20 protein-coding genes are annotated in these 23,638 nt (G+C 72.4%); 12 read left to right on the top strand and 8 right to left on the bottom strand.

All coding sequences use genetic code 11. From position 1 onward, the window contains the following. The first annotated feature begins 268 nt into the window (after nt 1-268). The 9 genes from ACFVQZ_RS34525 (at nt 269) to ACFVQZ_RS34485 (ending at nt 11,195) form a co-directional block, all read left to right on the top strand. Complete coding sequence (locus tag ACFVQZ_RS34525) at nt 269-3,223, top strand: M14 family metallopeptidase (protein ID WP_030492854.1); 2,955 nt, start codon at nt 269-271, stop codon at nt 3,221-3,223. 223 nt (nt 3,224-3,446) lie between these two features. Beyond that, nucleotides 3,447-4,457, top strand: a complete 1,011-nt coding sequence (gene gap, locus ACFVQZ_RS34520) for a type I glyceraldehyde-3-phosphate dehydrogenase (protein WP_030492853.1) — start codon at nt 3,447-3,449, stop codon at nt 4,455-4,457. Nucleotides 4,458-4,575: 118 nt separating this feature from the next. Then, nucleotides 4,576-5,787 (top strand): phosphoglycerate kinase, encoded by a 1,212-nt coding sequence (locus ACFVQZ_RS34515; RefSeq protein WP_030492852.1) that lies wholly within the window; start codon nt 4,576-4,578, stop codon nt 5,785-5,787. Nucleotides 5,788-5,794: 7 nt separating this feature from the next. Then, nucleotides 5,795-6,571 (top strand): triose-phosphate isomerase, encoded by a 777-nt coding sequence (gene tpiA, locus ACFVQZ_RS34510; RefSeq protein WP_030492851.1) that lies wholly within the window; start codon nt 5,795-5,797, stop codon nt 6,569-6,571. A 106-nt stretch (nt 6,572-6,677) separates the two neighbouring features. Then, nucleotides 6,678-6,908 carry a preprotein translocase subunit SecG gene (gene secG / locus ACFVQZ_RS34505; protein WP_030205174.1) on the top strand — a complete coding sequence of 77 codons (231 nt, stop codon included), beginning with the start codon at nt 6,678-6,680 and terminating at the stop codon, nt 6,906-6,908. A gap of 77 nt (nt 6,909-6,985) precedes the next feature. Continuing rightward, on the top strand, nt 6,986-7,321 hold the full coding sequence (locus tag ACFVQZ_RS34500) for an RNA polymerase-binding protein RbpA (protein WP_003957010.1): 336 nt from the start codon (nt 6,986-6,988) through the stop codon (nt 7,319-7,321). A 155-nt stretch (nt 7,322-7,476) separates the two neighbouring features. Continuing rightward, on the top strand, nt 7,477-9,141 hold the full coding sequence (gene pgi, locus ACFVQZ_RS34495; protein WP_383628760.1) for a glucose-6-phosphate isomerase: 1,665 nt from the start codon (nt 7,477-7,479) through the stop codon (nt 9,139-9,141). 3 nt (nt 9,142-9,144) lie between these two features. Next, on the top strand, nt 9,145-9,645 hold the full coding sequence (locus tag ACFVQZ_RS34490) for a PH domain-containing protein (protein ID WP_383628758.1): 501 nt from the start codon (nt 9,145-9,147) through the stop codon (nt 9,643-9,645). Continuing rightward, nucleotides 9,642-11,195 carry a PH domain-containing protein gene (locus tag ACFVQZ_RS34485; RefSeq protein WP_030492848.1) on the top strand — a complete coding sequence of 518 codons (1,554 nt, stop codon included), beginning with the start codon at nt 9,642-9,644 and terminating at the stop codon, nt 11,193-11,195. Before ACFVQZ_RS34490 ends, ACFVQZ_RS34485 begins: the two co-directional genes overlap by 4 nt. 33 nt (nt 11,196-11,228) lie before the next feature. Here the strand turns inward: ACFVQZ_RS34485 and pgl are convergent, their stop codons facing one another. From pgl to tkt, 5 genes are read right to left on the bottom strand one after another with little or no spacing between them, the layout of a single operon-like run. Then, a complete protein-coding gene (gene pgl, locus ACFVQZ_RS34480) occupies nt 11,229-12,011 on the bottom strand; it encodes a 6-phosphogluconolactonase (RefSeq protein WP_030492847.1) in 783 nt (260 codons plus the stop codon). Next, nucleotides 12,008-13,081: a glucose-6-phosphate dehydrogenase assembly protein OpcA gene (gene opcA, locus ACFVQZ_RS34475; protein WP_383628755.1), complete on the bottom strand. Its 1,074-nt coding sequence runs from the start codon at nt 13,079-13,081 to the stop codon at nt 12,008-12,010. Before opcA ends, pgl begins: the two co-directional genes overlap by 4 nt. Then, nucleotides 13,078-14,610: a glucose-6-phosphate dehydrogenase gene (gene zwf, locus ACFVQZ_RS34470; protein ID WP_030492845.1), complete on the bottom strand. Its 1,533-nt coding sequence runs from the start codon at nt 14,608-14,610 to the stop codon at nt 13,078-13,080. The genes opcA and zwf overlap by 4 nt, the downstream gene beginning before the upstream one ends. Before the next feature lie 5 nt (nt 14,611-14,615). After that, nucleotides 14,616-15,740 (bottom strand): transaldolase, encoded by a 1,125-nt coding sequence (tal, locus tag ACFVQZ_RS34465; RefSeq protein WP_030492844.1) that lies wholly within the window; start codon nt 15,738-15,740, stop codon nt 14,616-14,618. A gap of 35 nt (nt 15,741-15,775) precedes the next feature. Then, nucleotides 15,776-17,863, bottom strand: coding sequence for a transketolase (gene tkt / locus ACFVQZ_RS34460; protein WP_030492843.1), 2,088 nt, complete (start codon nt 17,861-17,863; stop codon nt 15,776-15,778). A gap of 344 nt (nt 17,864-18,207) precedes the next feature. On the opposite strand from tkt, the gene ACFVQZ_RS34455 reads away from it, so the two are divergent. The 3 genes from ACFVQZ_RS34455 (at nt 18,208) to ACFVQZ_RS34445 (ending at nt 20,778) form a co-directional block, all read left to right on the top strand. After that, nucleotides 18,208-19,161 (top strand): heme o synthase, encoded by a 954-nt coding sequence (locus tag ACFVQZ_RS34455; protein ID WP_383628752.1) that lies wholly within the window; start codon nt 18,208-18,210, stop codon nt 19,159-19,161. A gap of 101 nt (nt 19,162-19,262) precedes the next feature. Further along, on the top strand, nt 19,263-19,607 hold the full coding sequence (locus tag ACFVQZ_RS34450; RefSeq protein WP_030492841.1) for a hypothetical protein: 345 nt from the start codon (nt 19,263-19,265) through the stop codon (nt 19,605-19,607). A gap of 91 nt (nt 19,608-19,698) precedes the next feature. Next, entirely contained in the window at nt 19,699-20,778 is a 1,080-nt protein-coding gene (locus tag ACFVQZ_RS34445; RefSeq protein ID WP_030492840.1) for an amidohydrolase family protein, read from the top strand. A gap of 10 nt (nt 20,779-20,788) precedes the next feature. On the opposite strand, the gene ACFVQZ_RS34440 is transcribed toward ACFVQZ_RS34445, so the two are convergent. The 3 genes from ACFVQZ_RS34440 to ACFVQZ_RS34430 form a co-directional block, all read right to left on the bottom strand. Next, nucleotides 20,789-21,748: a COX15/CtaA family protein gene (locus ACFVQZ_RS34440; protein WP_030492839.1), complete on the bottom strand. Its 960-nt coding sequence runs from the start codon at nt 21,746-21,748 to the stop codon at nt 20,789-20,791. Between the two features lie 82 nt (nt 21,749-21,830). Beyond that, nucleotides 21,831-22,595: an ABC transporter permease gene (locus ACFVQZ_RS34435; protein WP_030492838.1), complete on the bottom strand. Its 765-nt coding sequence runs from the start codon at nt 22,593-22,595 to the stop codon at nt 21,831-21,833. Beyond that, complete coding sequence (locus ACFVQZ_RS34430; RefSeq protein WP_383628749.1) at nt 22,592-23,536, bottom strand: ABC transporter ATP-binding protein; 945 nt, start codon at nt 23,534-23,536, stop codon at nt 22,592-22,594. The genes ACFVQZ_RS34435 and ACFVQZ_RS34430 overlap by 4 nt, the downstream gene beginning before the upstream one ends. Nucleotides 23,537-23,638: the final 102 nt, after the last annotated feature.

Raw genomic sequence — 23,638 nt, 5'->3', positions numbered from 1 at the left:
GCCCCCGCCCCCTGAGGGACGGGGGCCGTCCCCGTACCCCGCCCCCTGAGGCGCGGGGCCGTCCCCGTACCCGGCCCCTGAGGCACGGGGCCGTCCGCGTACCGGCCCGTAAGCGTGAACTCCGGGGCGGCTGCGTACTCCTGATGCTCCCTCAGCGTCTGGGTGGCGCGGGCGCGTCGCGGCGAGGCGCCCTTGACAGGCCCATGGGCGCCCAAGAGCCTGGCATCCGTTCGCTCCACCTCGTGACGGATCACACCCAGGGGGGCTCATGAGACACAGGGCGCGCGCGGTCCTCGCCGCCGCCTCACTTCTGATCGCCGGACTCGCGGCGGCACCCGCCGCCGGAGCGCGGCCCGCGGGCCCGGAGGGCGGCGACGCCCTCTCCGTCTGGCGGGCCACGGTCACCAAGGAGCAGGTGCCGCTCCTCCTCGACGCCGGGGCCGACGGCCACGAACTGACCGAGCAGGTGCCCGAGCGCGGCACCGCCACCGTCGAGGTCTACCTCACCGAGGACCAGGCCGGAGCGCTCCGCGCCCGCGGCGTCCCGGTCGCCGCCCACGACCCGGGCCCGGCCGCCGCCCGCCGCGCGGAGGCCGCCGGCGACGGCGTCTTCCGCCCGTACGGCGGCCCCGGCGGCCTCAAGGAGGAGATCCTCGCCACCGCCGCCGCCCACCCCGGCCTCACCAAGGTCGTGTCCATCGGCAAGACCCTCAAGGGCCAGGACATCCTCGCGGTCAAGGTCACCAAGGGCGCCCGGCAGGTGAAGGACGGCAGCAGGCCGGCCACCCTGTACCTGTCCAACCAGCACGCCCGCGAGTGGATCACCCCCGAGATGACGCGGCGGCTGCTCCACCACTACCTCGACAACTACGGCACCGACGAGCGGATCACCCGGCTCGTCGACACCACCGAGCTGTGGTTCGTGCTCTCCGCCAACCCCGACGGCTACGACTTCACCCACGCCGACCCGGCCAACCGCCAGTGGCGCAAGAACCTCCGCGACAACGACGGCGACGGCGTGATCCGCCCCGGCGACGGCGTCGACCTCAACCGGAACTTCGCCTACAAGTGGGGCTACGACGACGAGGGTTCGTCCCCCGACCCGGCCGACGAGACCTTCCGCGGCAAGGGCCCCATGTCCGAGCCGGAGACCCGGGCCCTGGACGCCTTCCAGAAGCGCATCGGCTTCTCGTACGGCATCAACTACCACTCCGCGGCCCAGCTCATCCTGTACGGCGTCGGCTGGCAGGTCGCCACCGACACCCCCGACGACACCCCCCTCAAGGCGCTCGCCGGCACCCCGCAGAACCCCGCGGTCCCCGGCTACCGGCCGCAGGTCTCCTCGGAGCTGTACACCACCAACGGCGAGGCCGACGGACACGCCGCCAACGTCAACGGCATGCAGATGTTCACCCCCGAGATGTCCACCTGCGCCACCGCCTCCCGCGTCGACCCGAACGACGCCTGGGAAGCCGCCGACTGCGCCTCCGTCTTCACCTTCCCCGACGACGAGAAGCTGATCCAGGCCGAGTTCGCCAAGAACATCCCCTTCGCGCTCGCCGTCGCCGAGTCCGCCGCCCGCCCCGACGACCCGGTCTCCCCGGTCGGCGCCGAGGCCCCGGCCCTCACCCCCGACGCCTTCACCACCTCCTACGCCGCCGCCGGCGAGGAGCAGCAGGTCGCCGTCACCGCCCGCAAGTCGCTGCGCGCCAAGACCCTCCACTACCGGATCAACGGCGGACGCGCCCACCGCGCCGGCGTCGAGGCGTGGGAGGGCGGCGAGACGTACGGCGGCGAGGACAACCTGTACTACGACCAGTACCGCGGCGAGGTGCGGGGCGCCCGCCCCGGCGACACCGTCGAGGTCTGGTTCACCGCCCGCGACCGCGCCGGCCGCACCACCGCCACCACCCCGTTCACGTACCGGGTGGCCGAGCGCGCCCGCGGAGACGTCCTCGTCCTCGCCGAGGAGGGCGGTACGGGCGCCGCCGCGCACGCCGGCACCTATGTGAAGGCGCTCGCCGCGACCGGCCGGAAGGCCGCCGTCTGGGACGTCGCCACCCAGGGCGCCCCGCACGCCCTCGGCGTCCTCTCCCACTTCCGCACCGTCGTCTGGTACACCGGTGCCGAGCGCCCCTCCGGGGCCGTCGAGCTCGCCGTCCGCTCCTACCTCAACGAGGGCGGCAAGCTGCTCAACGCCGGCGAGAAGAGCGGCGGGCTCACCCGGATCGGCCGGGCCGAGTCCAACGACTTCGCCCAGTACTGGCTCGGCGCCTACCGCCGGGCCGGGCTGAACGGCCCGGCCTCCTTCGCCGGCGCCGGCCGCCTCTCCGGCGCGGACACCGCGCTCGGCGCCGCCGCGGGCAACCCGCTCGACCACGCCGGCGCCTACACCGTCACCTCCGACGCCCTCGACCCGGAGCGCTTCCCGCAGTTCGCCTCCAGCGCCCCGGCCGGCGACTACCCGGGCCTGCGGACCCCCTTCGAACCGGCCGAGGGCGACTCCTTCGCCGCCGTCCGGCACGCCGACGACACCTGGGCCCGGCTCACCCGGACCGTCGACCTCACCGGCACCGCCGCCGCCGACGCGCCCCGGCTGGACTTCCAGGTCAGCCACGACACCGAGCCCGGGTACGACAACCTCGTCGTCGAGGCCCGCACCGCCGGCCAGGACGACTGGACCACCCTGCCCGACCGGAACGGGGGCACTTCCAGCGAGCCGCCCGCCGACTGCGGCGAGGGCTACTACCTGAAGCTCCACCCCCACCTCGGCCGCTACCTCACCCTCGGCGAGGACGGCTGCGCGCCCACCGGCACCACCGGCGCCTGGAACGCCTTCACCGGCCCCTCCAACGGCTGGCGGCAGGCGTCCGTCGACCTCTCCGCCTACGCCGGCAAGAAGGTCGAGCTGTCCCTCTCGTACGTCTCCGACCCCGGCACCGGCGAGACCGGCGCCTTCGTCGACGACGTCCGGCTCGTCACCGCCGCCGGCACCGAGCGCGAGGGCTTCGAGAGCTCGCTCGGCGCCTGGACCGTCCCCGGCGCCCCGGCCGGCAGCCCCGGCAACGCCGCCGACTGGACCCGCTCGCCGGCCCTCTTCCACTCCGTCGCCGCCGTCACCACCCGCGACACCGTGCTCCTCGGCTTCGGCCTGGAGCACGTCGGCTCCCCGGCCGAGCGGCAGCGGCTCCTCGACCGTGCCCTCACCGCGCTCCGCCGCTGACGGAGAGTAGTGGGGACAAAGGTCCCAAGACGGCCCGTACCCGTTGGTAGGTACGGGCCGTCGGCCGTTTTCCGGTCACTTTCCGGGCTCGAACGGCTGCGCTCGATGTCACTCGGGGGCACCCGGAGAGGTAGGGTCGGAAGCGGTCGGGGACATCCCAGAAAAATCAAGATCTCGCCGGTGTGACATTGCACCCGGCGTTCTCATACGAGGAGATCGGTTCGTGACGATCCGCGTAGGCATCAACGGCTTTGGCCGCATCGGTCGCAACTACTTCCGCGCGCTCCTTGAGCAGGGTGCCGACATCGAGGTCGTGGCCGTCAACGACCTGGGCGACACCGCGACCACGGCCCACCTGCTGAAGTACGACACCATCCTGGGCCGCCTCAAGGCCGAGGTCTCCCACACCGCCGACACCATCACGGTCGACGGCCACACCATCAAGGTGCTCTCCGAGCGCAACCCCGCCGACATCCCGTGGGGCGACCTCGGCGTGGACATCGTCATCGAGTCCACCGGCATCTTCACCAAGCGCGAGGACGCCGCCAAGCACCTCGCCGGCGGCGCCAAGAAGGTCCTCATCTCGGCTCCGGCCAAGGACGAGGACATCACCATCGTGATGGGCGTCAACCAGGACAAGTACGACCCGGCGAACCACCACGTCATCTCGAACGCGTCCTGCACCACCAACTGCGTCGCACCGATGGCCAAGGTCCTGGACGAGAACTTCGGCATCGTCCGCGGCCTCATGACCACGGTCCACGCCTACACCAACGACCAGCGCATCCTGGACTTCCCGCACAAGGACCTGCGCCGCGCCCGCGCCGCCGCGGAGAACATCATCCCGACCACGACCGGTGCCGCCAAGGCCACCGCCCTGGTCCTCCCGCAGCTCAAGGGCAAGCTGGACGGCATCGCCATGCGCGTCCCGGTCCCCACCGGCTCCGCCACCGACCTCGTCGTCACCCTGGACCGCGAGGTCACCAGGGACGAGGTCAACGCCGCCTTCAAGAAGGCCGCCGAGGACGGCCCGCTGAAGGGCATCCTCTTCTACACCGAGGACCCGATCGTCTCCTCGGACATCGTCAGCGACCCGGCGTCCTGCACCTTCGACTCCTCGCTGACCATGGTCCAGGACGGCAACAGCGTCAAGGTCCTCGGCTGGTACGACAACGAGTGGGGATACTCGAACCGTCTCGTCGACCTCACCACCTTCGTCGGTGGCCGGCTCTGACGTACTAGGGTTCAGCAGGGCAGGGCTTTCGATGTGAGCAGGGCTCGGGCGGCGCGACGAAGCGCTGCGCGAGCCCTGTCTCGTGTGCTCCACCGCGTACCAAGGAGTCAGTGAACAGATGAAGACGATCGACGAGCTTCTCGGCGAGGGCGTCGAGGGCAAGCGGGTGTTCGTCCGCGCCGATCTCAACGTGCCGCTCGACGGCACCACCATCACCGACGACGGCCGCATCCGCGCCGTCGTCCCCACGGTCAAGGCGCTCGCCGAGGCCGGCGCCCGGGTCGTGGTCGCCTCCCACCTGGGCCGCCCCAAGGGCGCCCCGGACCCGGCGTTCTCCCTCGCCCCGGCCGCCGCGCGGCTCGGCGAACTGCTCGGCGCCGAGGTGGCCTTCGCCACCGACACCGTCGGCGAGTCCGCCCGCGCCACCGTCGCCGGCCTGGCCGACGGCGGCGTGGCCGTCATCGAGAACCTGCGCTTCAACGCCGGCGAGACCTCGAAGGACGACGCCGAGCGCGCCGCCTTCGCCGAGCAGCTGGCCGCCCTCGCCGACCTCTACGTCGGCGACGGCTTCGGCGCCGTGCACCGCAAGCACGCCTCGGTCTACGACCTCCCGGGCAAGCTGCCGCACGCGGCCGGCTACCTCATCGCCACCGAGGTCGGCGTCCTGAAGAAGCTGACGGAGGACGTCCAGCGGCCGTACGTGGTCGTCCTCGGCGGCGCCAAGGTCTCCGACAAGCTCGGCGTGATCGACCACCTCCTGGAGAAGGCCGACCGCATCCTCGTCGGCGGCGGCATGGCCTACACCTTCCTCAAGGCCCAGGGCCACGAGGTCGGCATCTCCCTCCTCCAGGAGGACCAGATCCCGGCCGTGCTCGACTACCTCAAGCGGGCCGAGGAGAAGGGCGTGGAGTTCGTCCTCCCCGTCGACGTGCTGGTCTCGCCGTCCTTCCCGGACCTGAAGACCAAGGCCCCGTCGAACCCCACCACGGTCGCCGCGGACGCCATCCCGGCCGACCAGGAGGGCCTGGACATCGGTCCGGAGACCCGCAAGCTGTACGCCTCGAAGCTCGCCGACGCGGCCACCGTCTTCTGGAACGGCCCGATGGGCGTCTTCGAGCACCCCGACTACGCCGAGGGCACCAAGGCCGTCGCCCAGGCGCTCGTCGACTCCCCGGCCTTCACCGTGGTCGGCGGCGGCGACTCCGCCGCGGCCGTCCGGCTGCTGGGCTTCGACGAGAACGCTTTCGGCCACATCTCGACCGGTGGCGGCGCCTCCCTCGAATACCTCGAGGGCAAGCAGCTCCCCGGCCTCGTCGCACTGGAGGACTGAACACCCCATGAGCACCCGTACCCCGCTGATGGCGGGCAACTGGAAGATGAACCTCAACCACCTGGAGGCCATCGCCCACGTCCAGAAGCTCGCCTTCAGCCTCACCGACAAGGACTACGACGCCTGTGAGGTCGCCGTCCTCGTCCCCTTCACCGACCTGCGCTCCGTGCAGACCCTGATCGAGGGCGACAAGCTCAAGATCAAGTACGGCGCCCAGGACCTGTCGGCCCACGAGTCCGGCGCGTACACCGGTGAGATCTCCGGCGCCATGCTCGCCAAGCTCAACACCGGCTTCGTCGCCGTCGGCCACTCCGAGCGCCGCCAGTACCACGGCGAGTCCGACGAGCTGTGCAACGCCAAGGTGAAGGCTGCCTTCGCCCACGGCATCACCCCGATCCTCTGCGTCGGCGAGGAGCTGGACGTGCGCGAGGCCGGCAACGCCGTCGCGCACACCCTCGCCCAGGTCGAGGGCGGCCTGAAGGACGTCCCGGCCGAGCAGGCCGAGACGGTCGTCGTCGCCTACGAGCCGGTGTGGGCCATCGGCACCGGCAAGGTCTGCGGCGCCGCCGACGCCCAGGAGGTCTGCGGGGCCATCCGCGGCAAGCTCGCCGAGCTCTACACGCAGGACGTCGCCGACAAGATCCGCATCCAGTACGGCGGCTCCGTCAAGAGCGGCAACGTCGCCGAGATCATGGCGCAGCCCGACATCGACGGCGCCCTGGTCGGCGGCGCCTCGCTGGACGCCGACGAGTTCGTCAAGATCGTCCGCTTCCGCGACCAGTGACGATGTAGAGCGACGGACGAGATCCGTCGTACCCTTGCGGGGGTCGGGCCCGGCGCCCGGCCCCCGTCCGTTGTCAAGCTCCGAGGAAGTTGGTCCAGCCGTGGTTATGGGGTTCTCGATCGCCCTGATCGTCTTCAGCGCGCTGCTGATGCTGCTGGTGCTGATGCACAAGGGGAAGGGCGGCGGCCTCTCCGACATGTTCGGTGGCGGCATGCAGTCCTCCGTCGGCGGCTCCTCGGTCGCCGAGCGCAACCTCGACCGCATCACGGTCGTGGTCGGGCTGCTGTGGTTCGCCTGCATTGTCGTACTTGGTCTCCTCATGAAGCTGGACGGGTAACTCCGCACACTGGACGCGCGTTGGGCCTTCCGTAGACTGGGGCATCTTCGAGCACCATCACGCAGGGAGTTACGACCGTGGCAAGTGGCAACGCGATCCGGGGAAGCCGGGTCGGAGCGGGGCCGATGGGGGAGGCCGAGCGGGGCGAGTCGGCACCGCGCCTCCGCATCTCCTTCTGGTGCTCGAACGGGCACGAGACCCAGCCGAGTTTCGCGAGTGACGCGCAGGTCCCCGACACCTGGGACTGCCCCCGCTGCGGATTCCCGGCCGGCCAGGACCGGGACAACCCGCCGGACCCGCCGCGCACCGAGCCGTACAAGACCCACCTCGCCTACGTGCGCGAGCGCCGCAGTGACGCCGACGGCGAGGCGATCCTCGCCGAGGCGCTGGCCAAGCTCCGGGGCGAGATCTGATCGGCGCCCCACCAGCGGACGAAGGGCCCCGCACGCGAACCGAGTTCGCGTGCGGGGCCCTTCGCCGTGTCCGGGGACGGGTGGCACGGAATGCCCCGGCCGATCAACTAGGTTGGAGGAGCAGCGGGGCAGACACGTACGAGAAGAAGTGGGCGATGTCCGAAATGACCACTGAAGGACGCATCAGGCTCAACCGGCTGCCCGAGTGGGCGGCCCTCGGCAAGCACCGGGAGCAGCTGGGCGGCACCCACCTGCGCGAGCTGTTCGCGGCCGACCCGGAGCGCGGCACCGGCTACACCCTGCGGGTCGGTGACCTCCACCTGGACTACTCCAAGCACCTCGTCACCGACGAGACCCTGGCGCTGCTGCGCGAACTGGCGGCCGCCACCGGCGTTGCCGGGCTGCGCGACGCCATGTTCCGCGGCGAGAAGATCAACACCACCGAGGACCGGGCCGTCCTCCACACCGCGCTCCGCGCCCCCCGCGACGCCGTGATCGAGGTGGACGGCGAGAACGTCGTCCCCAAGGTCCACGCCGTCCTCGACAAGATGGCCGGCTTCGCCGAGCAGATCCGCTCCGGCGCCTGGACCGGCCACACCGGCGAGCCGATCACCGCCATCGTCAACATCGGCATCGGCGGCTCCGACCTCGGCCCCGCCATGGCCTACGAGGTCCTGCGCGCCTACACCCAGCGGGACCTGACGTTCCGTTTCGTCTCCAACGTCGACGGCGCCGACCTCCACGAGGCCGTCCGCGACCTCGACCCGGCGCGGACGCTCTTCATCGTCGCCTCCAAGACCTTCACCACCATCGAGACCGTCACCAACGCGACCTCCGCCCGCGACTGGCTCCTCTCCGGGCTCGGCGCCGGCCAGGAAGCCGTCGCCAAGCACTTCGTGGCGCTCTCCACCAACGCCGAGAAGGTCCACGACTTCGGCATCGACACGGCCAACATGTTCGAGTTCTGGGACTGGGTCGGCGGACGCTACTCGTACGACTCCGCCATCGGCCTCTCCCTGATGATCGCCATCGGCCCGGACCGGTTCCGCGAGATGCTCGACGGCTTCCACCTCGTCGACGAGCACTTCCGCACCGCCCCGCCGGAGGAGAACGCGCCGCTGCTGCTCGGCCTCCTCGGGGTCTGGTACGGCGGCTTCTTCGACGCCCAGTCGCACGCCGTCCTGCCGTACTCGCACTACCTGTCCAAGTTCACCGCCTACCTCCAGCAGCTCGACATGGAGTCCAACGGCAAGTCCGTGGACCGCCAGGGCGAGCCCGTCGACTGGCAGACCGGCCCCGTCGTCTGGGGCACCCCCGGCACCAACGGGCAGCACGCCTACTACCAGTTGATCCACCAGGGCACCAAGGTCATCCCCGCCGACTTCATCGGCTTCGCCTGGCCCGTCGAGGACCTGCTGCCCGGGCTCGTCCCCCAGCACGACCTGCTGATGGCGAACTTCTTCGCCCAGACCCAGGCCCTCGCCTTCGGCAAGACGCCGGAGGAGGTCCGCGCCGAGGGCGTGCCCGAGGAGCTCGTCCCGCACAAGACCTTCCGGGGCAACCACCCCACCACCACGATCCTCGCCGACGCCCTCACCCCCTCGGTCCTCGGCCAGCTGGTGGCGCTCTACGAGCACAAGGTCTTCGTCCAGGGCGCGATCTGGAACATCGACTCCTTCGACCAGTGGGGCGTCGAACTCGGCAAGGTCCTCGCCAAGCGGATCGAGCCCGTCCTGACCGGGGAGGCGACCGCCGAGGCCCTCGACAGCTCCACCGCGGCCCTCGTCTCCGCCTATCGGGCACTGCGCGGCCGGAGCTGACGGATGGCGGGGGAGGACGCGGTGCGGCTCCGGCCGCCCAGGAACGCCGTGGACCGCAGGGCGGTCGGCTGGTGGCGGGCCCGGTGCCTGCTCGCCGCCGCCGTCCCGGCCGCAGTCCTGGCCGTGCTCGGTCTGCTGATCGACCCGGCCCGGACCTGGCTGCTCGCCGCGGCCGGCGTCCTCGGGGCGGCCGGACTGGCCGGCACCGCGTTCCTCCCCGGCTGGTGGTACCGGGTGCACCGCTGGGAGGTCACCGACGAGGCCGTGTACGTGCGCACGGGCGCCCTGTGGCAGGAGTGGCGGATCGCCCCGCTGTCCCGGATCCAGACCGTGGACACCGTACGCGGGCCGCTGGAGCAGCTGTTCGGGCTCGCCACCGTCACCGTGACCACCGCCTCCGCCAAGGGCGCGCTGCGCGCCGGCGGACTCGACCACGAGCTCGCCGCGGAGCTCGCCGAACGGCTCACCGCGCTCACCCGGGCCACCCCCGGGGACGCCACGTGAGCCCGTCCGGCGAGGGGGAGTGGCGCGGCCTCGACCGGCGCACCCTCCTCGTCACCGCCGCCGTCCTGTGCGGGGTCGCGGCCGGCGCGGGCCTCCCGGTCGCCGCCGGGCTCGCCGGGTCCCGGCCGTTCGCGCAGGCCGTCGGCTGGGTCCTGGCCGGCGCCGTCCTGCTGGTCGGCGGCGGCACCGCGGCCGACTACGTCCGCTGGCGCCGCACCCGCTACCGGGTCGGCCCCGACCGGGTCGACCTCCACACCGGCCTGCTCCTCCTCAAGCGCCGCTCGCTGGCCCGCGAGCGCATCCGCAGCGTCGACCTCACCGCCAACCCGCTCCAGCGGGTCCTCGGCCTCGTCAAGGTCCGCATCGGCACCGGCGAGTCCACCGGCGGCGGCGAGTCCACCCTCGAACTCGAACTCGTCACCCGCGCCGAGGGCGAACGGCTCCGCCGCACCCTGCTCGCCCGCCCCGCCGTCCCCGAGGCCGATCCGGCCCACGACGGCACGCTCGCCGTCCTCGACCCCCGCTGGATCCGCTACGCCCCCGTCTCCTTCGTCGCCCCGGCCCTCGGCGGCGCCGCCGCCGGAGCGGTCATGCAGGTCAGCGAGTGGTTCGGCGCCCAGGCCGAGGTCATCGACTGGATAGGGGAGCGCTTCGCCTCGGTGTCGCTGCCCTGGATGATCGTCGACCTGGTCGTGATCGCCACCCTCGCCGGCGCGGTCGGCGCCCTCGGCCTCTGGACCGAGATGTGGTGGAACCACCGGCTGGAACGCGAACCGGGCGGCACCCTCCGGGTCCGCCGCGGCCTGCTCACCACCCGCTCGGTCTCCCTGGAGGAGCGCCGGCTGCGCGGCGTCGAACTCGTCGAACCGCTCGGCGTGCGGCTCCTCGGCGCCGCCCGGGTCGACGCCGTCGCCACCGGCCTCACCGAGGACGACGACGAGAAGCACACCGACCTCAAGGCGCTCCTCCCCGCCGTGCCCCGGGCCGTCGCCGACCGGGTCGCCGCCGAGGTCCTGCGCGCCCCCGCACCGCCCACCGCTGTCCCGCTCACCGCCCACCCCCGGGCGGCCCGCGCCCGGCGGCTGCGGTGGGCCCTGCTCGCCGTGCTGCTCCCCGCCGCCGTCCTCGCCGTCCTCGGGGCGCTCCTGACCCCGGTGCTGCTGTACGTGGCGGCGGGCTGGACCGTCGTGCTCGCGCCGCTCGCCGTGCTCCTCGCCCGGGACGCGTACCGCTCCCTCGGGCACGCGCTGGGCGGCGCCTATGTGGTGACCCGGTCGGGCGCGGTGCGGCGGAGCACGGTGGCGCTCCAGCGCTCTGGGATCATCGGCTGGACGGTCAAGCAGTCGTACTTCCAGCGGCGCGCCGGACTCGTCACGCTGACCGCCACGACGGCCGCCGGAGAGGGCGCGTACGACGTCCTGGACGCGGCGGAGGGCGAGGGCCTGGCCTTCGCCGCCGAGGCCGTACCGGGGCTGCTCACGCCCTTCCTGGAGCCCGCGGCGACGGCCGGGACCCCCGGAACGCCGGAGGCCCGGTCCACCGAGGGGTGAACCGGGCCTCCGGGGGCCGTGGGTGAGGCTCCGTCAGGCGGAGACCGGCGGGTGCAGGCCGGCCGGCAGCCTGGAGGCCGCCGCCGCGTCCATCAGCCACAGCGTGTGCGCGGTGCCGCGGGCGCCGGCCGCCGGGGCCTCCACCGGGTCCGGGCCGGACAGCGCGAAGGCCGCGGCCTCCGCCTTGTCCTCGCCGGCCGCCAGCAGCCACACCTCGCGCGCCGCCCGGATCGCCGGGAGCGTCAGGGAGATCCGGGTCGGCGGCGGCTTGGGCGCGTCGTGCACCCCGACCACCGTCCGGCCGGTCTCCCGGACCGCCGGCAGCCCGGGGAAGAGCGAGGCCACGTGGGTGTCCGGGCCGACGCCCAGCATCAGCACGTCGAAGGCCGGGACGCCGTCCCGCCCGTCCGGGCCGGCCGCGGCGGCCAGCTCGGCCGCGTAGGCCGCCGCGGCGGCATCCGCGTCGTCCCCGTGCGGGCCGTCCGAGGCCGGCATGGCGTGCACCCGGCGCGGGTCCAGCGGGACCCGGTCGAGCAGCGCCTCGCGGGCCTGGGTGACGTTCCGCTCGGGGTCGCCCTCGGGCAGGAACCGCTCGTCGCCCCACCACAGGTCGAGCCGCGACCAGTCGACCGCGTCCCGGGCCGGCGCGGTGCCGAGCGCGGCGAGCAGCCCGTTGCCGTTCCGGCCGCCGGTCAGCACGACGGAGGCCGTGCCGCGGGCGGACTGGGCGTCCACGATCCGGGTGATCAGCCGGGCCGCCGCGGCCTGGGCCATCAGCTCCTTGTCCCGGTGGACCACCAGCCGGGGGGCGCTCACTTCGCCGCCGCCTTCTTCGCGGGGGCCTTCTTGGCGGGAGCCTTCTTCGCCGGCTCCTCGGCCGGCTCGGCCTCCGCCCCGGTCACGGCGGCGGCCGCCGTGACGTCGACCGGCTCCTCGGGCGCGGGGGCGGTGATCGCCGCCTCTTCGTCGAGCCGTTCCAGGCCGTACTTCAGCGCCGCCGCGTAGGTGTCGTCCGGGTCGAGCCGGCGCAGCTCCTCCGCGATCAGCTCGGACGTCTCGCGCCGCTTGAGCGCCACCGCCCGGTCCGGCTGGCCCTCTATGGAGAGGGTCGCGAGCGAACCGTCGGGCCGGTCGAGCACGATCGGCCCCGCGCTGGTCTCCAGGCGTACGGAGGTGAGGCCCGGCCCGCCGGAGCTGGAGCGCCGCACCGGCACCTTCAGCCGCTCGGCCAGCCACATCGCGAGCAGTTCGACGCTCGGGTTGAACTCCTCGCCCTCCACCTCGACCGAGGTCACCCTGCAGCGGACCTGGTCGAGCGCGGCGGCCAGCATCGAGCGCCACGGGGTGATCCGGGTCCACGACAGGTCCGTGTCGCCGGGGGTGTAGGTGTCCGCGCGCGCGATGAGCTCCTCGATGGGCTGCTCGGCGGCGTACGTGTCGGTCACCCGGCGCTGGGCGAGGGCGCCCAGCGGGTCGTTCGCCGGGTCGGTCGGCGCGTTCACCGGCCACCAGACGACGACGGGGGCGTCCGGGAGGAGCAGCGGCAGCACCACCGACTGGGCCTGGTCGACGACCTCGCCGTACAGCCGGAGGATGACCGTCTCCCCGGAGCCGGCGTCGGCGCCGAGGCGGACCTCGGCGTCGAGCCGGGTGTTGGCGCGGTCCCGCGGCGAGCGCGAGACCCGCTTGATCACCACGAGGGTCCGCGAGGGGTGCTCGCGGGAGGCCTCGCTGGCCGCCTTCAGCGCGTCGTAGGCGTTCTCCTCGTCGGTGACGATGACGAGGGTGAGCACCATGCCGACGGCCGGGGTGCCGATCGCCCGCCGCCCGAGCACCAGCGCCTTGTTGATCTTGGAGGACGTGGTGTCCGTCAGGTCGGTCTTCATGGCCGGCGCCAGCTCCTGCCGTCTCGTGCGAGCATCTCGTCCGCCTCGACCGGACCCCAGGTCCCGGACTCGTACTGGGCGGGCTTCCCGTGCGTGTCCCAGAACCGCTCGATCGGGTCGAGGATCTTCCAGGACAGCTCGACCTCCTCCACGCGCGGGAAGAGGTTGGAGTCGCCGAGCAGGACGTCCAGGATGAGCCGCTCGTACGCCTCGGGGCTGGACTCGGTGAAGGACTCGCCGTAGGCGAAGTCCATCGACACGTCCCGGATCTCCATCTGGGTGCCGGGCACCTTGGAGCCGAAGCGGACGGTGACGCCCTCGTCCGGCTGCACCCGGATGACGATGGCGTTGCGGCCCAGCTCCTCCGTCGCCGTGTGGTCGAAGGGGGAGTGCGGGGCGCGCTGGAAGACCACCGCGATCTCGGTGACCCGGCGGCCGAGCCGCTTGCCGGTGCGCAGGTAGAAGGGGACGCCCGCCCAGCGGCGGTTGTCGATCTCCAGCTTGACCGCCGCGTAGGTGTCGGTCTTCGACTGGGGGTCGATGCCCTCTTCCTGGAGGTAGCCGACGGCCTTCGCGCCGCCCTGCCAGCCGGCCGCGTACTGGCCGCGGACGGTGGACTTCGCCAGGTCCTTGGGCAGCCGGACGGCGCCCAGCACCTTGGTCTTCTCCGCGGCGAGCGCGTCGGCGTCGAAGGAGGCGGGCTCCTCCATCGCGGTCAGCGCGAGCAGCTGGAGCAGGTGGTTCTGGATGACGTCACGGGCGGCGCCGATGCCGTCGTAGTAGCCGGCCCGGCCGCCGATGCCGATGTCCTCGGCCATGGTGATCTGCACGTGGTCGACGTACGACCGGTTCCAGATCGGCTCGAAGAGGGTGTTGGCGAAGCGGAGCGCCAGGATGTTCTGGACGGTCTCCTTGCCGAGGTAGTGGTCGATGCGGAAGACCGCCTCGGGCGGGAAGACCTCGTGGACGACCTCGTTGAGCTCCTTGGCGGAGGCCAGGTCGTGGCCGAAGGGCTTCTCGATGACGGCGCGGCGCCAGGAGCCGTTCTTCTGGTCGGCCAGGCCGTGCTTCTTCAGCTGCTGCACGACGAGCGGGAAGAACTTCGGCGGCACGGACAGGTAGAAGGCGAAGTTGCCCCCGGTGCCCTGCGCCTTGTCCAGCTCGTGGATGGTGTCCTTGAGCTGCTCGAACGCCTCGTCGCTGTCGAAGTCGCCCTGGACGAACCGCATGCCCTGGATCAGCTGCTGCCAGACCTCCTCGCGGAAGGGGGTGCGGGCGTGCTGCTTGACCGCGTCGTGGACCTCCTGCGCGAAGTCCTCGTCCTGCCACTCGCGGCGGGCGAAGCCGACGAGCGAGAAGCCCGGCGGCAGCAGGCCGCGGTTGGCCAGGTCGTAGACGGCGGGCATCAGCTTCTTACGGGACAAATCGCCCGTGACGCCGAAGATGACCAGGCCCGACGGCCCCGCGATGCGCGGGAGCCGTCGGTCTGCGGCGTCACGGAGCGGGTTGGCTCCGTCGACGGTGCTCACTGTGGTCAGCCCTCCGAGGGGGCGAGGCGCTTGAGCTCCGCCTCGGTCGAGCCCAGCAGGTCGTTCCAGGACGCCTCGAACTTCTGGACGCCCTCGTCCTCCAGCAGCTGGACCACGTCGTCGTAGCCGATGCCCAGCTTCGCGACGGCCTCCAGGACCTCGCGGGAGGAGTCGTACGTGCCGCGCACGGTGTCGCCGGTGACCTCGCCGTGGTCGGCGGTGGCCTCCAGGGTCGCCTCCGGCATGGTGTTCACGGTGCCCGGGGCGACCAGGTCGACCACGTACAGCGTGTCCTTGTACGCCGGGTCCTTGACGCCGGTCGAGGCCCACAGCGGACGCTGCTTGTTGGCCTGCGCCTTGTCCAGGGCCGCCCAGCGCTCCGAGGAGTCCGAGAAGACCTGCTCGTACGCCTCGTAGGCCAGGCGCGCGTTGGCGAGCGCGGCCTTGCCCTTGAGGGCCTTGGCCTCGTCGGTGCCGATGCCGTCCAGGCGCTTGTCGATCTCGGTGTCCACTCGGGACACGAAGAAGGACGCCACCGAATGGATCTTCGACAGGTCCAGGCCGCGCTCGCGGGCCTTCTCCAGACCCGCCAGGTAGGCGTCCATGACCGCGCGGTAGCGCTCCAGCGAGAAGATCAGCGTCACGTTGACGCTGATGCCGAGGCCGATGACCTCGGTGATCGCCGGCAGGCCGGCCTTCGTCGCGGGGATCTTGATGAGGGTGTTCGGCCGGTCCACCAGCCAGGCCAGCTGCTTCGCCTCGGCGATCGTGGCCGCCGTGTCGTGGGCCAGCCGCGGGTCGACCTCGATGGAGACCCGGCCGTCCTGGCCGTCGGTCGCGTCGAAGACCGGGCGCAGGATGTCGGCGGCGTCGCGGACGTCCGCCGTCGTGATCATGCGGATGGCCTCTTCCACGGTGACCTTGCGGGCGGCCAGGTCGGCCAGCTGCTGGTCGTAGCCGTGGCCCTCGGAGATCGCCTTCTGGAAGATCGAGGGGTTGGTGGTCACGCCGACGACGTGGGACTGGTCGATGAGCTCGGCCAGGTTGCCGGAGGTGATCCGCTGGCGGGACAGGTCGTCCAGCCAGATCGCGACGCCTTCGTCGGAGAGGCGCTTGAGAGCGTCTGTCATGAGAGTTGCATCTCCAAAAGTCGTACGTATGGGCGTCAGCGCGCGGCGGCGTCGATCGATTCCCGGGCGGCGGCGACGACGGCCTCCGGGGTGAAGCCGAACTCGCGGAAGAGGACCTTGGCGTCGGCCGAGGCACCGAAGTGCTCCAGCGAGACGATCCGGCCGGCGTCGCCGACGTACTTGTGCCAGGTCAGGCCGACACCGGCCTCGACCGCCACGCGCGCCTTCACCGACGGCGGCAGGACGGAGTCCTTGTACGCCTGGTCCTGCTCCTCGAACCACTCCACGGACGGCATCGACACCACGCGGGTCGGGACGCCGGCCGCCTGCAGCTGCTCGCGGGCCTCGACGGCCAGGTGCACCTCGGAACCGGTCGCGATGAGCACGACCTCGGGCGAGCCGCCCTCGGCCTCGAACATCACGTAGCCGCCCTTGGCCGCGTCCTCGTTCGGCGCGTACGTCGGCACGCCCTGACGGGTCAGCGCCAGACCGTGCGGGGCGCCCTTCAGGTACTCCCGGGTGTGCCGCTTCATGATCTCGCGCCAGGCGATCGCCGTCTCGTTGGCGTCGGCCGGGCGGACCACGTTCAGACCCGGGATCGCGCGCAGCGCGGCCAGGTGCTCAACCGGCTGGTGGGTCGGGCCGTCCTCGCCGAGACCGATCGAGTCGTGCGTCCACACGTACGTCACCGGCAGGTGCATCAGGGCCGACAGGCGCACCGCGTTGCGCATGTAGTCCGAGAAGACCAGGAAGGTGCCGCCGTAGATGCGGGTGTTGCCGTGCAGCGCGATGCCGTTCATCTCCGCGGCCATGGCGTGCTCGCGGATGCCGAAGTGGATCGTGCGGCCGTACGGGTTCGCCTCCGGCAGCGGGTTGCCCTCGGGGAGGAAGGACGACGCCTTGTCGATCGTCGTGTTGTTCGAGCCCGCGAGGTCGGCCGAGCCGCCCCACAGCTCGGGGAGGACCTCGCCCAGCGCCTGCAGGACCTTGCCCGAGGCGGCACGGGTGGCGACGCTCTTGCCCGCCTCGAAGACCGGGAGCTTCCCCTCCCAGCCCTCGGGGAGCTCGTTCGCCTGGATCCGGTCGAACTCGGCGGCCCGCTCCGGGTTGGCCGCACGCCACTCGGAGAGCTGCTTGTCCCACGCGGCGCGGGCCTCGCGGCCCCGCTCGCCCAGCGCGCGGGTGTGCCGGATGACCTCGTCGGAGACCTCGAAGCTCCGCTCCGGGTCGAAGCCCAGCACGCGCTTGGTGGCCGCGACCTCCTCGTCGCCGAGCGCCGAGCCGTGCGCGGCCTCGGTGTTCTGCGCGTTCGGCGCAGGCCAGGCGATGATCGAGCGCATCGCGATGAACGACGGGCGCTCGGTCTCGGCCTCGGCCGCGCGGATCGCCGCGTACAGGGCCGCCGGGTCCAGGTCGCCGTTCTCCTGCGGCTCCACGCGCTGCACGTGCCAGCCGTACGCCTCGTACCGCTTCATCGTGTCCTCGGACACGGCGGTCTCGGTGTCGCCCTCGATCGAGATGTGGTTGTCGTCCCACAGCAGGATCAGGTTGCCGAGCTTCTGGTGGCCCGCGAGCGAGGACGCCTCGGCGGAGATGCCCTCCTGGAGGCAGCCGTCGCCGGCGATCACGTAGACGCGGTGGTCGAACGGGGAGGTGCCGGGGGCCGCCTCCGGGTCGAACAGACCGCGCTCGTAGCGGGCGGCCATCGCCATGCCGACGGCGTTCGCGACGCCCTGGCCCAGCGGGCCCGTGGTCGTCTCCACGCCGGCCGTGTGGCCGTACTCGGGGTGGCCCGGGGTCTTCGAGCCCCAGGTGCGGAACGCCTTGAGGTCGTCCAGCTCCAGACCGAAGCCACCCAGGTACAGCTGGGTGTAGAGGGTCAGCGAGGAGTGGCCCGCGGACAGCACGAACCGGTCCCGGCCCACCCACTCGGGGTCGGACGGGTCGTGGCGCATCACCTTCTGGAAGAGGGTGTACGCGGCCGGCGCGAGGCTCATCGCCGTACCCGGATGGCCGTTGCCGACCTTCTGTACGGCGTCCGCGGCCAGGATGCGGGCGGTGTCGACGGCCCGCTGGTCCAATTCGGTCCACTGGAGGTCTGTGGTGGTCGGCTTAGTGCTCACCCTGGGTCAGGGCTCCTCTCCACATGGTCTGTAGCCGGTGACTGAGGGTGTACCGGCGGTGTCGAGCCTACCCCCGAAAAAGCCCCCTCTTTTCGTGTCCATGCCCCTCAAATGAGCGGACATGGCAAGACTGCCAACGCCCGCGCGGGTTCGCCTCCCGAGCGGCGCGCCGAACCGTGTCCGCCCCTTGATACGGGGCCCCGGGCACACCCGCGGGTGACCCCCGCCAACACGACCCCACCCCCGCGAAGATCGGCGTCTGGGCAACGTCTACAGTGGCGTGGTACGCGCAAGTTTCACCCCGCCTTTATCCGGGGAACTTGCTGGGAATTTCTCTGTCAGGGGTGTGCGTGACGGCCGTCGAGTCCCGACCCGCAGGGGTCGTCTTGGCTTCCGGCCCGGGGGGCCATCGGCCGTTCGGGGCCCGCGTCAAGGCATTCGTGGCGCTGACCAAGCCGCGGATCATCGAGCTGCTGCTCATCACCACCGTTCCGGTGATGTTCCTCGCCGAACAGGGCGTGCCGGACCTGTGGCTGGTGCTCGCCACCTGCTTCGGCGGCTACCTCTCGGCCGGCGGCGCCAACGCGCTGAACATGTACATCGACCGCGACATCGACGCGCTGATGGACCGCACCTCGCAGCGCCCGCTGGTCACCGGCATGGTGTCGCCGCGCGAGGGCCTGGTCTTCGGCATCACCCTGGCCGTCGTCTCCACCCTCTGGTTCGGCCTGCTGGTCAACTGGCTCTCCGCGTGGCTCTCGCTCGGCGCGCTCCTCTTCTACGTCGTGATCTACACGATGATCCTGAAGCGGCGCACCGCGCAGAACATCGTCTGGGGCGGCATCGCCGGCTGCATGCCGGTCCTCATCGGCTGGTCGTCGGTCACGAACTCGATGTCCTGGGCCGCCGTCGTCCTCTTCATGGTCATCTTCTTCTGGACGCCGCCGCACTACTGGCCGCTGTCCATGAAGGTGAAGGAGGACTACGCGCGCGTGGGCGTGCCCATGCTCCCGGTGATCGCCTCCAACAAGGTCGTCGCCAAGCAGATCGTCGTCTACAGCTGGGTCATGGTCGCGGTCTCGCTGCTCCTCACCCCGATGGGCTACACCGGCTGGTTCTACACCGCCGTCGCCCTGGCCACCGGCGGCTGGTGGCTCTGGGAGGCGCACGCCCTGCTGAACCGCGCCAAGGCCGAGGTCACCGGCGCGAAGCTCAAGGAGATGCGCCTCTTCCACTGGTCCATCACCTACGTCTCGCTGCTCTTCGTGGCGGTCGCGGTGGACCCCTTCCTCCGCTAGACGCACCGGGCGTACGACCTCCGGCGACGGCCGGGCCGTGTGGGCTGAACCACGCGGCCCGGCCGTCGTCAGTCGATCTACCCCTCGGTAGCATCCTTGTCATGGCAGACACCAAGGAAGAGACCACGGCCGTCGCGCCCCGCGACGGGCGCAAGGCGGCCAAGCTGGCCAAGGAGATCCGCGCCTTCGGCAAGGAGCACGGCGGCGTCGAGGGCCAGCTCGCCCACATCGGCCAGGCCGGCACCCGGATCGTCCTCGTCGGCGAGGACGGCGGCTGGGGCGACCTGGTGGCCCCCACGTACGCGATCGCCCAGCAGGCGGCCGAGCAGGCCGGGCTGACGCTGCACGACGAGTTCGACGGCGAGTTCGCCGCCAAGGTCGTCACCGGCCCCTACGAGTGGACCCGGATGGCCGGCATCCAGCTCGGCGGCCCCGCCAACGCCTGAACCGGCCCACCGCGCCGGCGCCAGGCAACAACCTCGCGCGGGCTCACCCGTTAGGACGTGTGGAGACACGCCCACGCAGGGGAGCCCCGAGATGATCGACACGCCGCGCCTGGTGGACCAGTACTGCCACGGGCTGCTCCGGACGGAACTGGGCCTCGGCACCTTCGAGGCCCACCTCGGCCCGGCCGCCGTCCTGCCCGCGTCCGGGACCACCTTCTTCGACACCCAGACGGGTTTCGCCGTACGCCGCTGGTGCCCGCCGCTGCTCGGGCTCGACGCCCACTGCCCGCCGGCCCGCTATCTGGCCCGCCGCCGCGAGCTGGGCGTCGCCGAGACCGCCCGCCGGCTGCTGCGGGGCGCCGGCGTCGCCACGTACCTCGTCGACACCGGCCTCCCCGACGACCTCACCGGGCCCGCCGAACTCGCCGCCGCGGGCGGCGCGCGCGCCCACGAGATCGTCCGCCTGGAACCCCTCGCCGAGCAGGTCGCCGACACCTCCGGGACCGTCGACGGCTTCCTCGCCAACCTCACCGAGGCCGTCCAGGACGCCGCCGTCCACTCGGTCGCCTTCTCCTCGGCCGCCGCCGCGCGCTGCGGCCTCGCCGCCGACGCCCGCCCGCCCGGCCGCGGCGAGGCCCGCCGGGCCGCCGGCCGCTGGCTCGCCGACCGGCCCGCGAAGGGCCCCCTCGACTCGCCGGTGCTCCTGCGCCACCTGCTGTGGCTGGCGGTGGGCGCGGGGCGCCCGCTGCAGCTGCACACCGCCGACCGGGACCCGGCCGCGCTGGCCGGTTTCGCCGCGGCCACCGCCGGGCTCGGCGCCGACCTCGTCCTGCTGCACGGCTCCCCGCACCACCGGACCGCGGCCCGGATGGCGGGGGCGTACCCGCACGTCTACGCGGACCTGAGCGCCGCCCTGGCGCACACCGGGGCCCGGGCCGCGGACGTCCTCGCGGAGGTCCTGGAGCTGGCCCCGTTCGGCAAGCTGCTCTACTCCAGCGGCGCCCGCGCCCTGCCCGAGCTGCACGTGGTCGCGGCCGGCGCCTTCCGGGCCGCCCTCGACCGGGTGCTGGGCACCTGGGTGCTGGACGGCGCCTGGTCGCGCGCGGACGCGCAGCGGGTCGCCGCGATGCTGGCCGCGGAGAACGCGACGCGGGTCTACCGGCTGGGGTGAGCCGCCCGGCTCACGCCGCGGCCAGCTCCGGGTCCGCCTGGGCCGGGACGCCGGCCGTCGGCAGCGGGCGCTCGCGCAGGCTCAGGGCCAGCCGCAGCACCGCGATCCACATCAGCGAGGAGCCGAGCATGTGGGCGCCGACCAGTAGCTCCGGGACGCCGGTGAAGTACTGGACGTAACCGATGCCGCCCTGGAGCAGCAGCACGACCAGCAGGTCGCGGGCGCGGGCGCGGGTGTCGTCGGGGGCGTCCACCACGCGCAGGACCAGCCACATCGCGACCGCGAGGGCGCAGACCGCCCAGGCGGCGATCGCGTGGAGGTGCGCGGCGTCCGTCCAGTCCCACGGCATCCGGGGCACGTCGCTGCTGTCGCCCGCGTGCTTGCCCGCGCCGGTCACCGTGGTGCCGAGCACGATCAGCAGGGCCGACACGAGCGTGATCGCCCAGGACAGCTTCCGTACCGGCCCCGGCACGCGCGGGCGCGCGGGCGTGTCGCCCTCGCCGGCCCGGTGCCAGGTGATCACGGTGACGGTGAGCAGCGCGTTCGCGGCCAGGAAGTGGCCGGCCACGGTCCACGGGTTGAGGCCCATCCAGACGGTGATGCCGCCGAGCACGGCGTTGCTCATCACGATCCAGAACTGGGCCCAGCCCCAGCGGGTGAGGTTCCGCCGCCAGGGCTTGGTCGAGCGGGCGGCGATGATCGCCCAGCCGACGGCCGCCGACAGGACGTACGTCAGCATCCGGTTGCCGAACTCGATGGCCCCGTGGAGGCCCTGTTCCGGCGTGGCGAAGAGGCTGTCGTCCGTGCACTTGGGCCAGGTGTCGCAGCCGAGACCGGAACCGGTCAGCCGGACCGCGCCACCGGTGACGATGATGAGCACGCTCATCACGACGGCGGAGAGCGCGGCGCGCCGGAGCGTCCGGGGGGACGGAGTCCAGCGCTGGGCGATGAAGGCGAGGGGGGTCTGCACGGGCCCTATCGTAGGCGGGGGTTTGTGCACGCTTTCACGAGGGGTGGCTTGTCGGGAAACGTCACCCTCTGAGCCCCCGCGGCTACTCCCAGCGGAAGAACTTCGCGGCCGCGCCGAGCCCCAGGACGGCCCAGACGGCGAGGATCCCGGCGTCCGCCCACGGCATGCCCGCGCCGCCCTGGAGGACGTCCCTGAGGCCGTCGGAGAGGGCCGCGATGGGCAGCAGGGCCAGCACGTCGCCGGCCGCGCCGAACTTCTCCAGCGGGACGATCACCCCGCCGCCGACCAGGAGCAGCAGGAAGACCAGGTTGGCGGCGGCGAGGGTGGCCTCGGCCTTGAGCGTCCCGGCCATCAGCAGCCCGAGGCCGGAGAAGGCGGCGGTGCCGAGGACCAGAAGGAGCAGGACGGAGAACGGGTCGCCGTGCGGCGACCAGCCCAGGCCGAGCGCGATGCCGGTCAGCAGGACGACCTGGAGGACCTCGGTGACCAGGACGGAGAGCGTCTTCGCGGTCATCAGGGCCCAGCGGGGCAGGGGAGAGGCGCCGAGCCGCTTCAGGACGCCGTAGCGGCGCTCGAAGCCGGTGGCGATGGCCTGGCCGGTGAAGGCGGTGGACATCACGGCGAGCGCGAGGACGCCCGGGGCGAGGAAGTCGACGGCCTCGCCGGCGCCCGTGTCGACGACGTCCACGGTCGAGAAGAGCACCAGCAGCAGCGACGGGATGATCACCGTGAGGAGCAGCTGCTCGCCGTTGCGGAGCAGCATCCGGGTCTCCAGGGCCGTCTGGGCCGCGATCATGCGGCCGACGGGGGCGGCGCCCGGCTTCGGGGCGTACGTACCGGCGCTCATGCGCGCAGCTCCTTGCCGGTCAGCTCAAGAAAAACGTCTTCGAGGGTGTGGCGCTCGACCGCGATGCCGTCGGGCATGACGCCGTGCTGCGCGCACCAGGTGGTGACGGTGGCGAGCAGCTGGGGGTCGACGGTGCCGGTGATCCGGTACGAGCCGGGGAGCGGTTCGGCGGCCTCGGTGCCGTCCGGGAGCGCCTTGAGCAGGGAGCCGAGGTCGAGGCCCGGGCGGCCGGTGAAGCGGAGGGTGTTCTCGGCGCCGCCGCGGCAGAGCTGTTCGGGGCTGCCCTGGGCGGCGACCCGGCCGCCGTCGACGATGGCGATCTCGTCGGCGAGTTCCTCGGCCTCCTGCATGAAGTGGGTGGTGAGGACGACGGTGACGCCGTCGGCGCGCAGTTCGCGGACGAGGTCCCAGGTGGCGCGGCGGGCCTGCGGGTCGAGGCCGGCGGTGGGTTCGTCGAGGAAGACGAGTTCGGGGCGGCCGACGACGGCCAGGGCGAGGGCGAGCCGCTGCTGCTGGCCGCCGGAGAGCCGTCGGTAGGCCGTCCGGCCGCAGGAGCCGAGGCCGAGGCGTTCGATCAGGGCGTCGACGTCGAGCGGGTGGGCGTGCAGCTTCGCCACGTGGCGGAGCATCTCGTCGGCGCGGGCGCCGGAGTAGACGCCGCCGGACTGGAGCATCACGCCGATGCGCGGGCGGAGGGCGGCGGCGTCGGCGACCGGGTCGAGGCCGAGGACGCGGACGGTGCCGGCGTCGGGCCTGCGGTAGCCCTCGCAGGTCTCGATGGTGGTGGTCTTGCCGGCGCCGTTGGGGCCGAGCACGGCGGTGACCGTGCCGGTGCGCACGTCGAGGTCGAGGCCGTCGACGGCGGTCTTGGAGCCGTACCGCTTGACCAGGCCGCGGACGCGGACGGCGGGGGCGGTCCTGTCGGCGGACGCGTTTCGCATGCCGGGAAGTCTAGGAGAGAGCGGGAGGGGCGCGTCCGGCCGGGTCCGGGATTCATCCCATGAATGATCATTTCCGCAGGTCAGGTAAGCCTTACCTGAGTG

Source organism: Streptomyces sp. NPDC057854 (genome assembly GCF_042797055.1).
In the GTDB taxonomy this organism is placed as follows: domain Bacteria; phylum Actinomycetota; class Actinomycetes; order Streptomycetales; family Streptomycetaceae; genus Streptomyces.
Note: the sequence above shows the minus strand (reverse complement) of the source record. Positions and strands in the feature narration are given on the sequence as shown.

What these genes read in the sequence shown, in the direction of transcription:
- pgi (WP_383628760.1), top strand. Translation starts at nt 7,477, where the DNA reads ATGTCCGAAATGACCACTGAAGGACGCATCAGGCTCAACCGGCTGCCC.
- ACFVQZ_RS34490 (WP_383628758.1), top strand. Translation starts at nt 9,145, where the DNA reads ATGGCGGGGGAGGACGCGGTGCGGCTCCGGCCGCCCAGGAACGCCGTG.
- ACFVQZ_RS34525 (WP_030492854.1), top strand. Translation starts at nt 269, where the DNA reads ATGAGACACAGGGCGCGCGCGGTCCTCGCCGCCGCCTCACTTCTGATC.
- tal (WP_030492844.1), bottom strand. Translation starts at nt 15,740, where the DNA reads ATGACAGACGCTCTCAAGCGCCTCTCCGACGAAGGCGTCGCGATCTGG.
- tpiA (WP_030492851.1), top strand. Translation starts at nt 5,795, where the DNA reads ATGAGCACCCGTACCCCGCTGATGGCGGGCAACTGGAAGATGAACCTC.
- ACFVQZ_RS34435 (WP_030492838.1), bottom strand. Translation starts at nt 22,595, where the DNA reads ATGAGCGCCGGTACGTACGCCCCGAAGCCGGGCGCCGCCCCCGTCGGC.
- ACFVQZ_RS34430 (WP_383628749.1), bottom strand. Translation starts at nt 23,536, where the DNA reads ATGCGAAACGCGTCCGCCGACAGGACCGCCCCCGCCGTCCGCGTCCGC.
- ACFVQZ_RS34515 (WP_030492852.1), top strand. Translation starts at nt 4,576, where the DNA reads ATGAAGACGATCGACGAGCTTCTCGGCGAGGGCGTCGAGGGCAAGCGG.
- secG (WP_030205174.1), top strand. Translation starts at nt 6,678, where the DNA reads ATGGGGTTCTCGATCGCCCTGATCGTCTTCAGCGCGCTGCTGATGCTG.
- ACFVQZ_RS34450 (WP_030492841.1), top strand. Translation starts at nt 19,263, where the DNA reads ATGGCAGACACCAAGGAAGAGACCACGGCCGTCGCGCCCCGCGACGGG.
- ACFVQZ_RS34445 (WP_030492840.1), top strand. Translation starts at nt 19,699, where the DNA reads ATGATCGACACGCCGCGCCTGGTGGACCAGTACTGCCACGGGCTGCTC.
- opcA (WP_383628755.1), bottom strand. Translation starts at nt 13,081, where the DNA reads ATGAAGACCGACCTGACGGACACCACGTCCTCCAAGATCAACAAGGCG.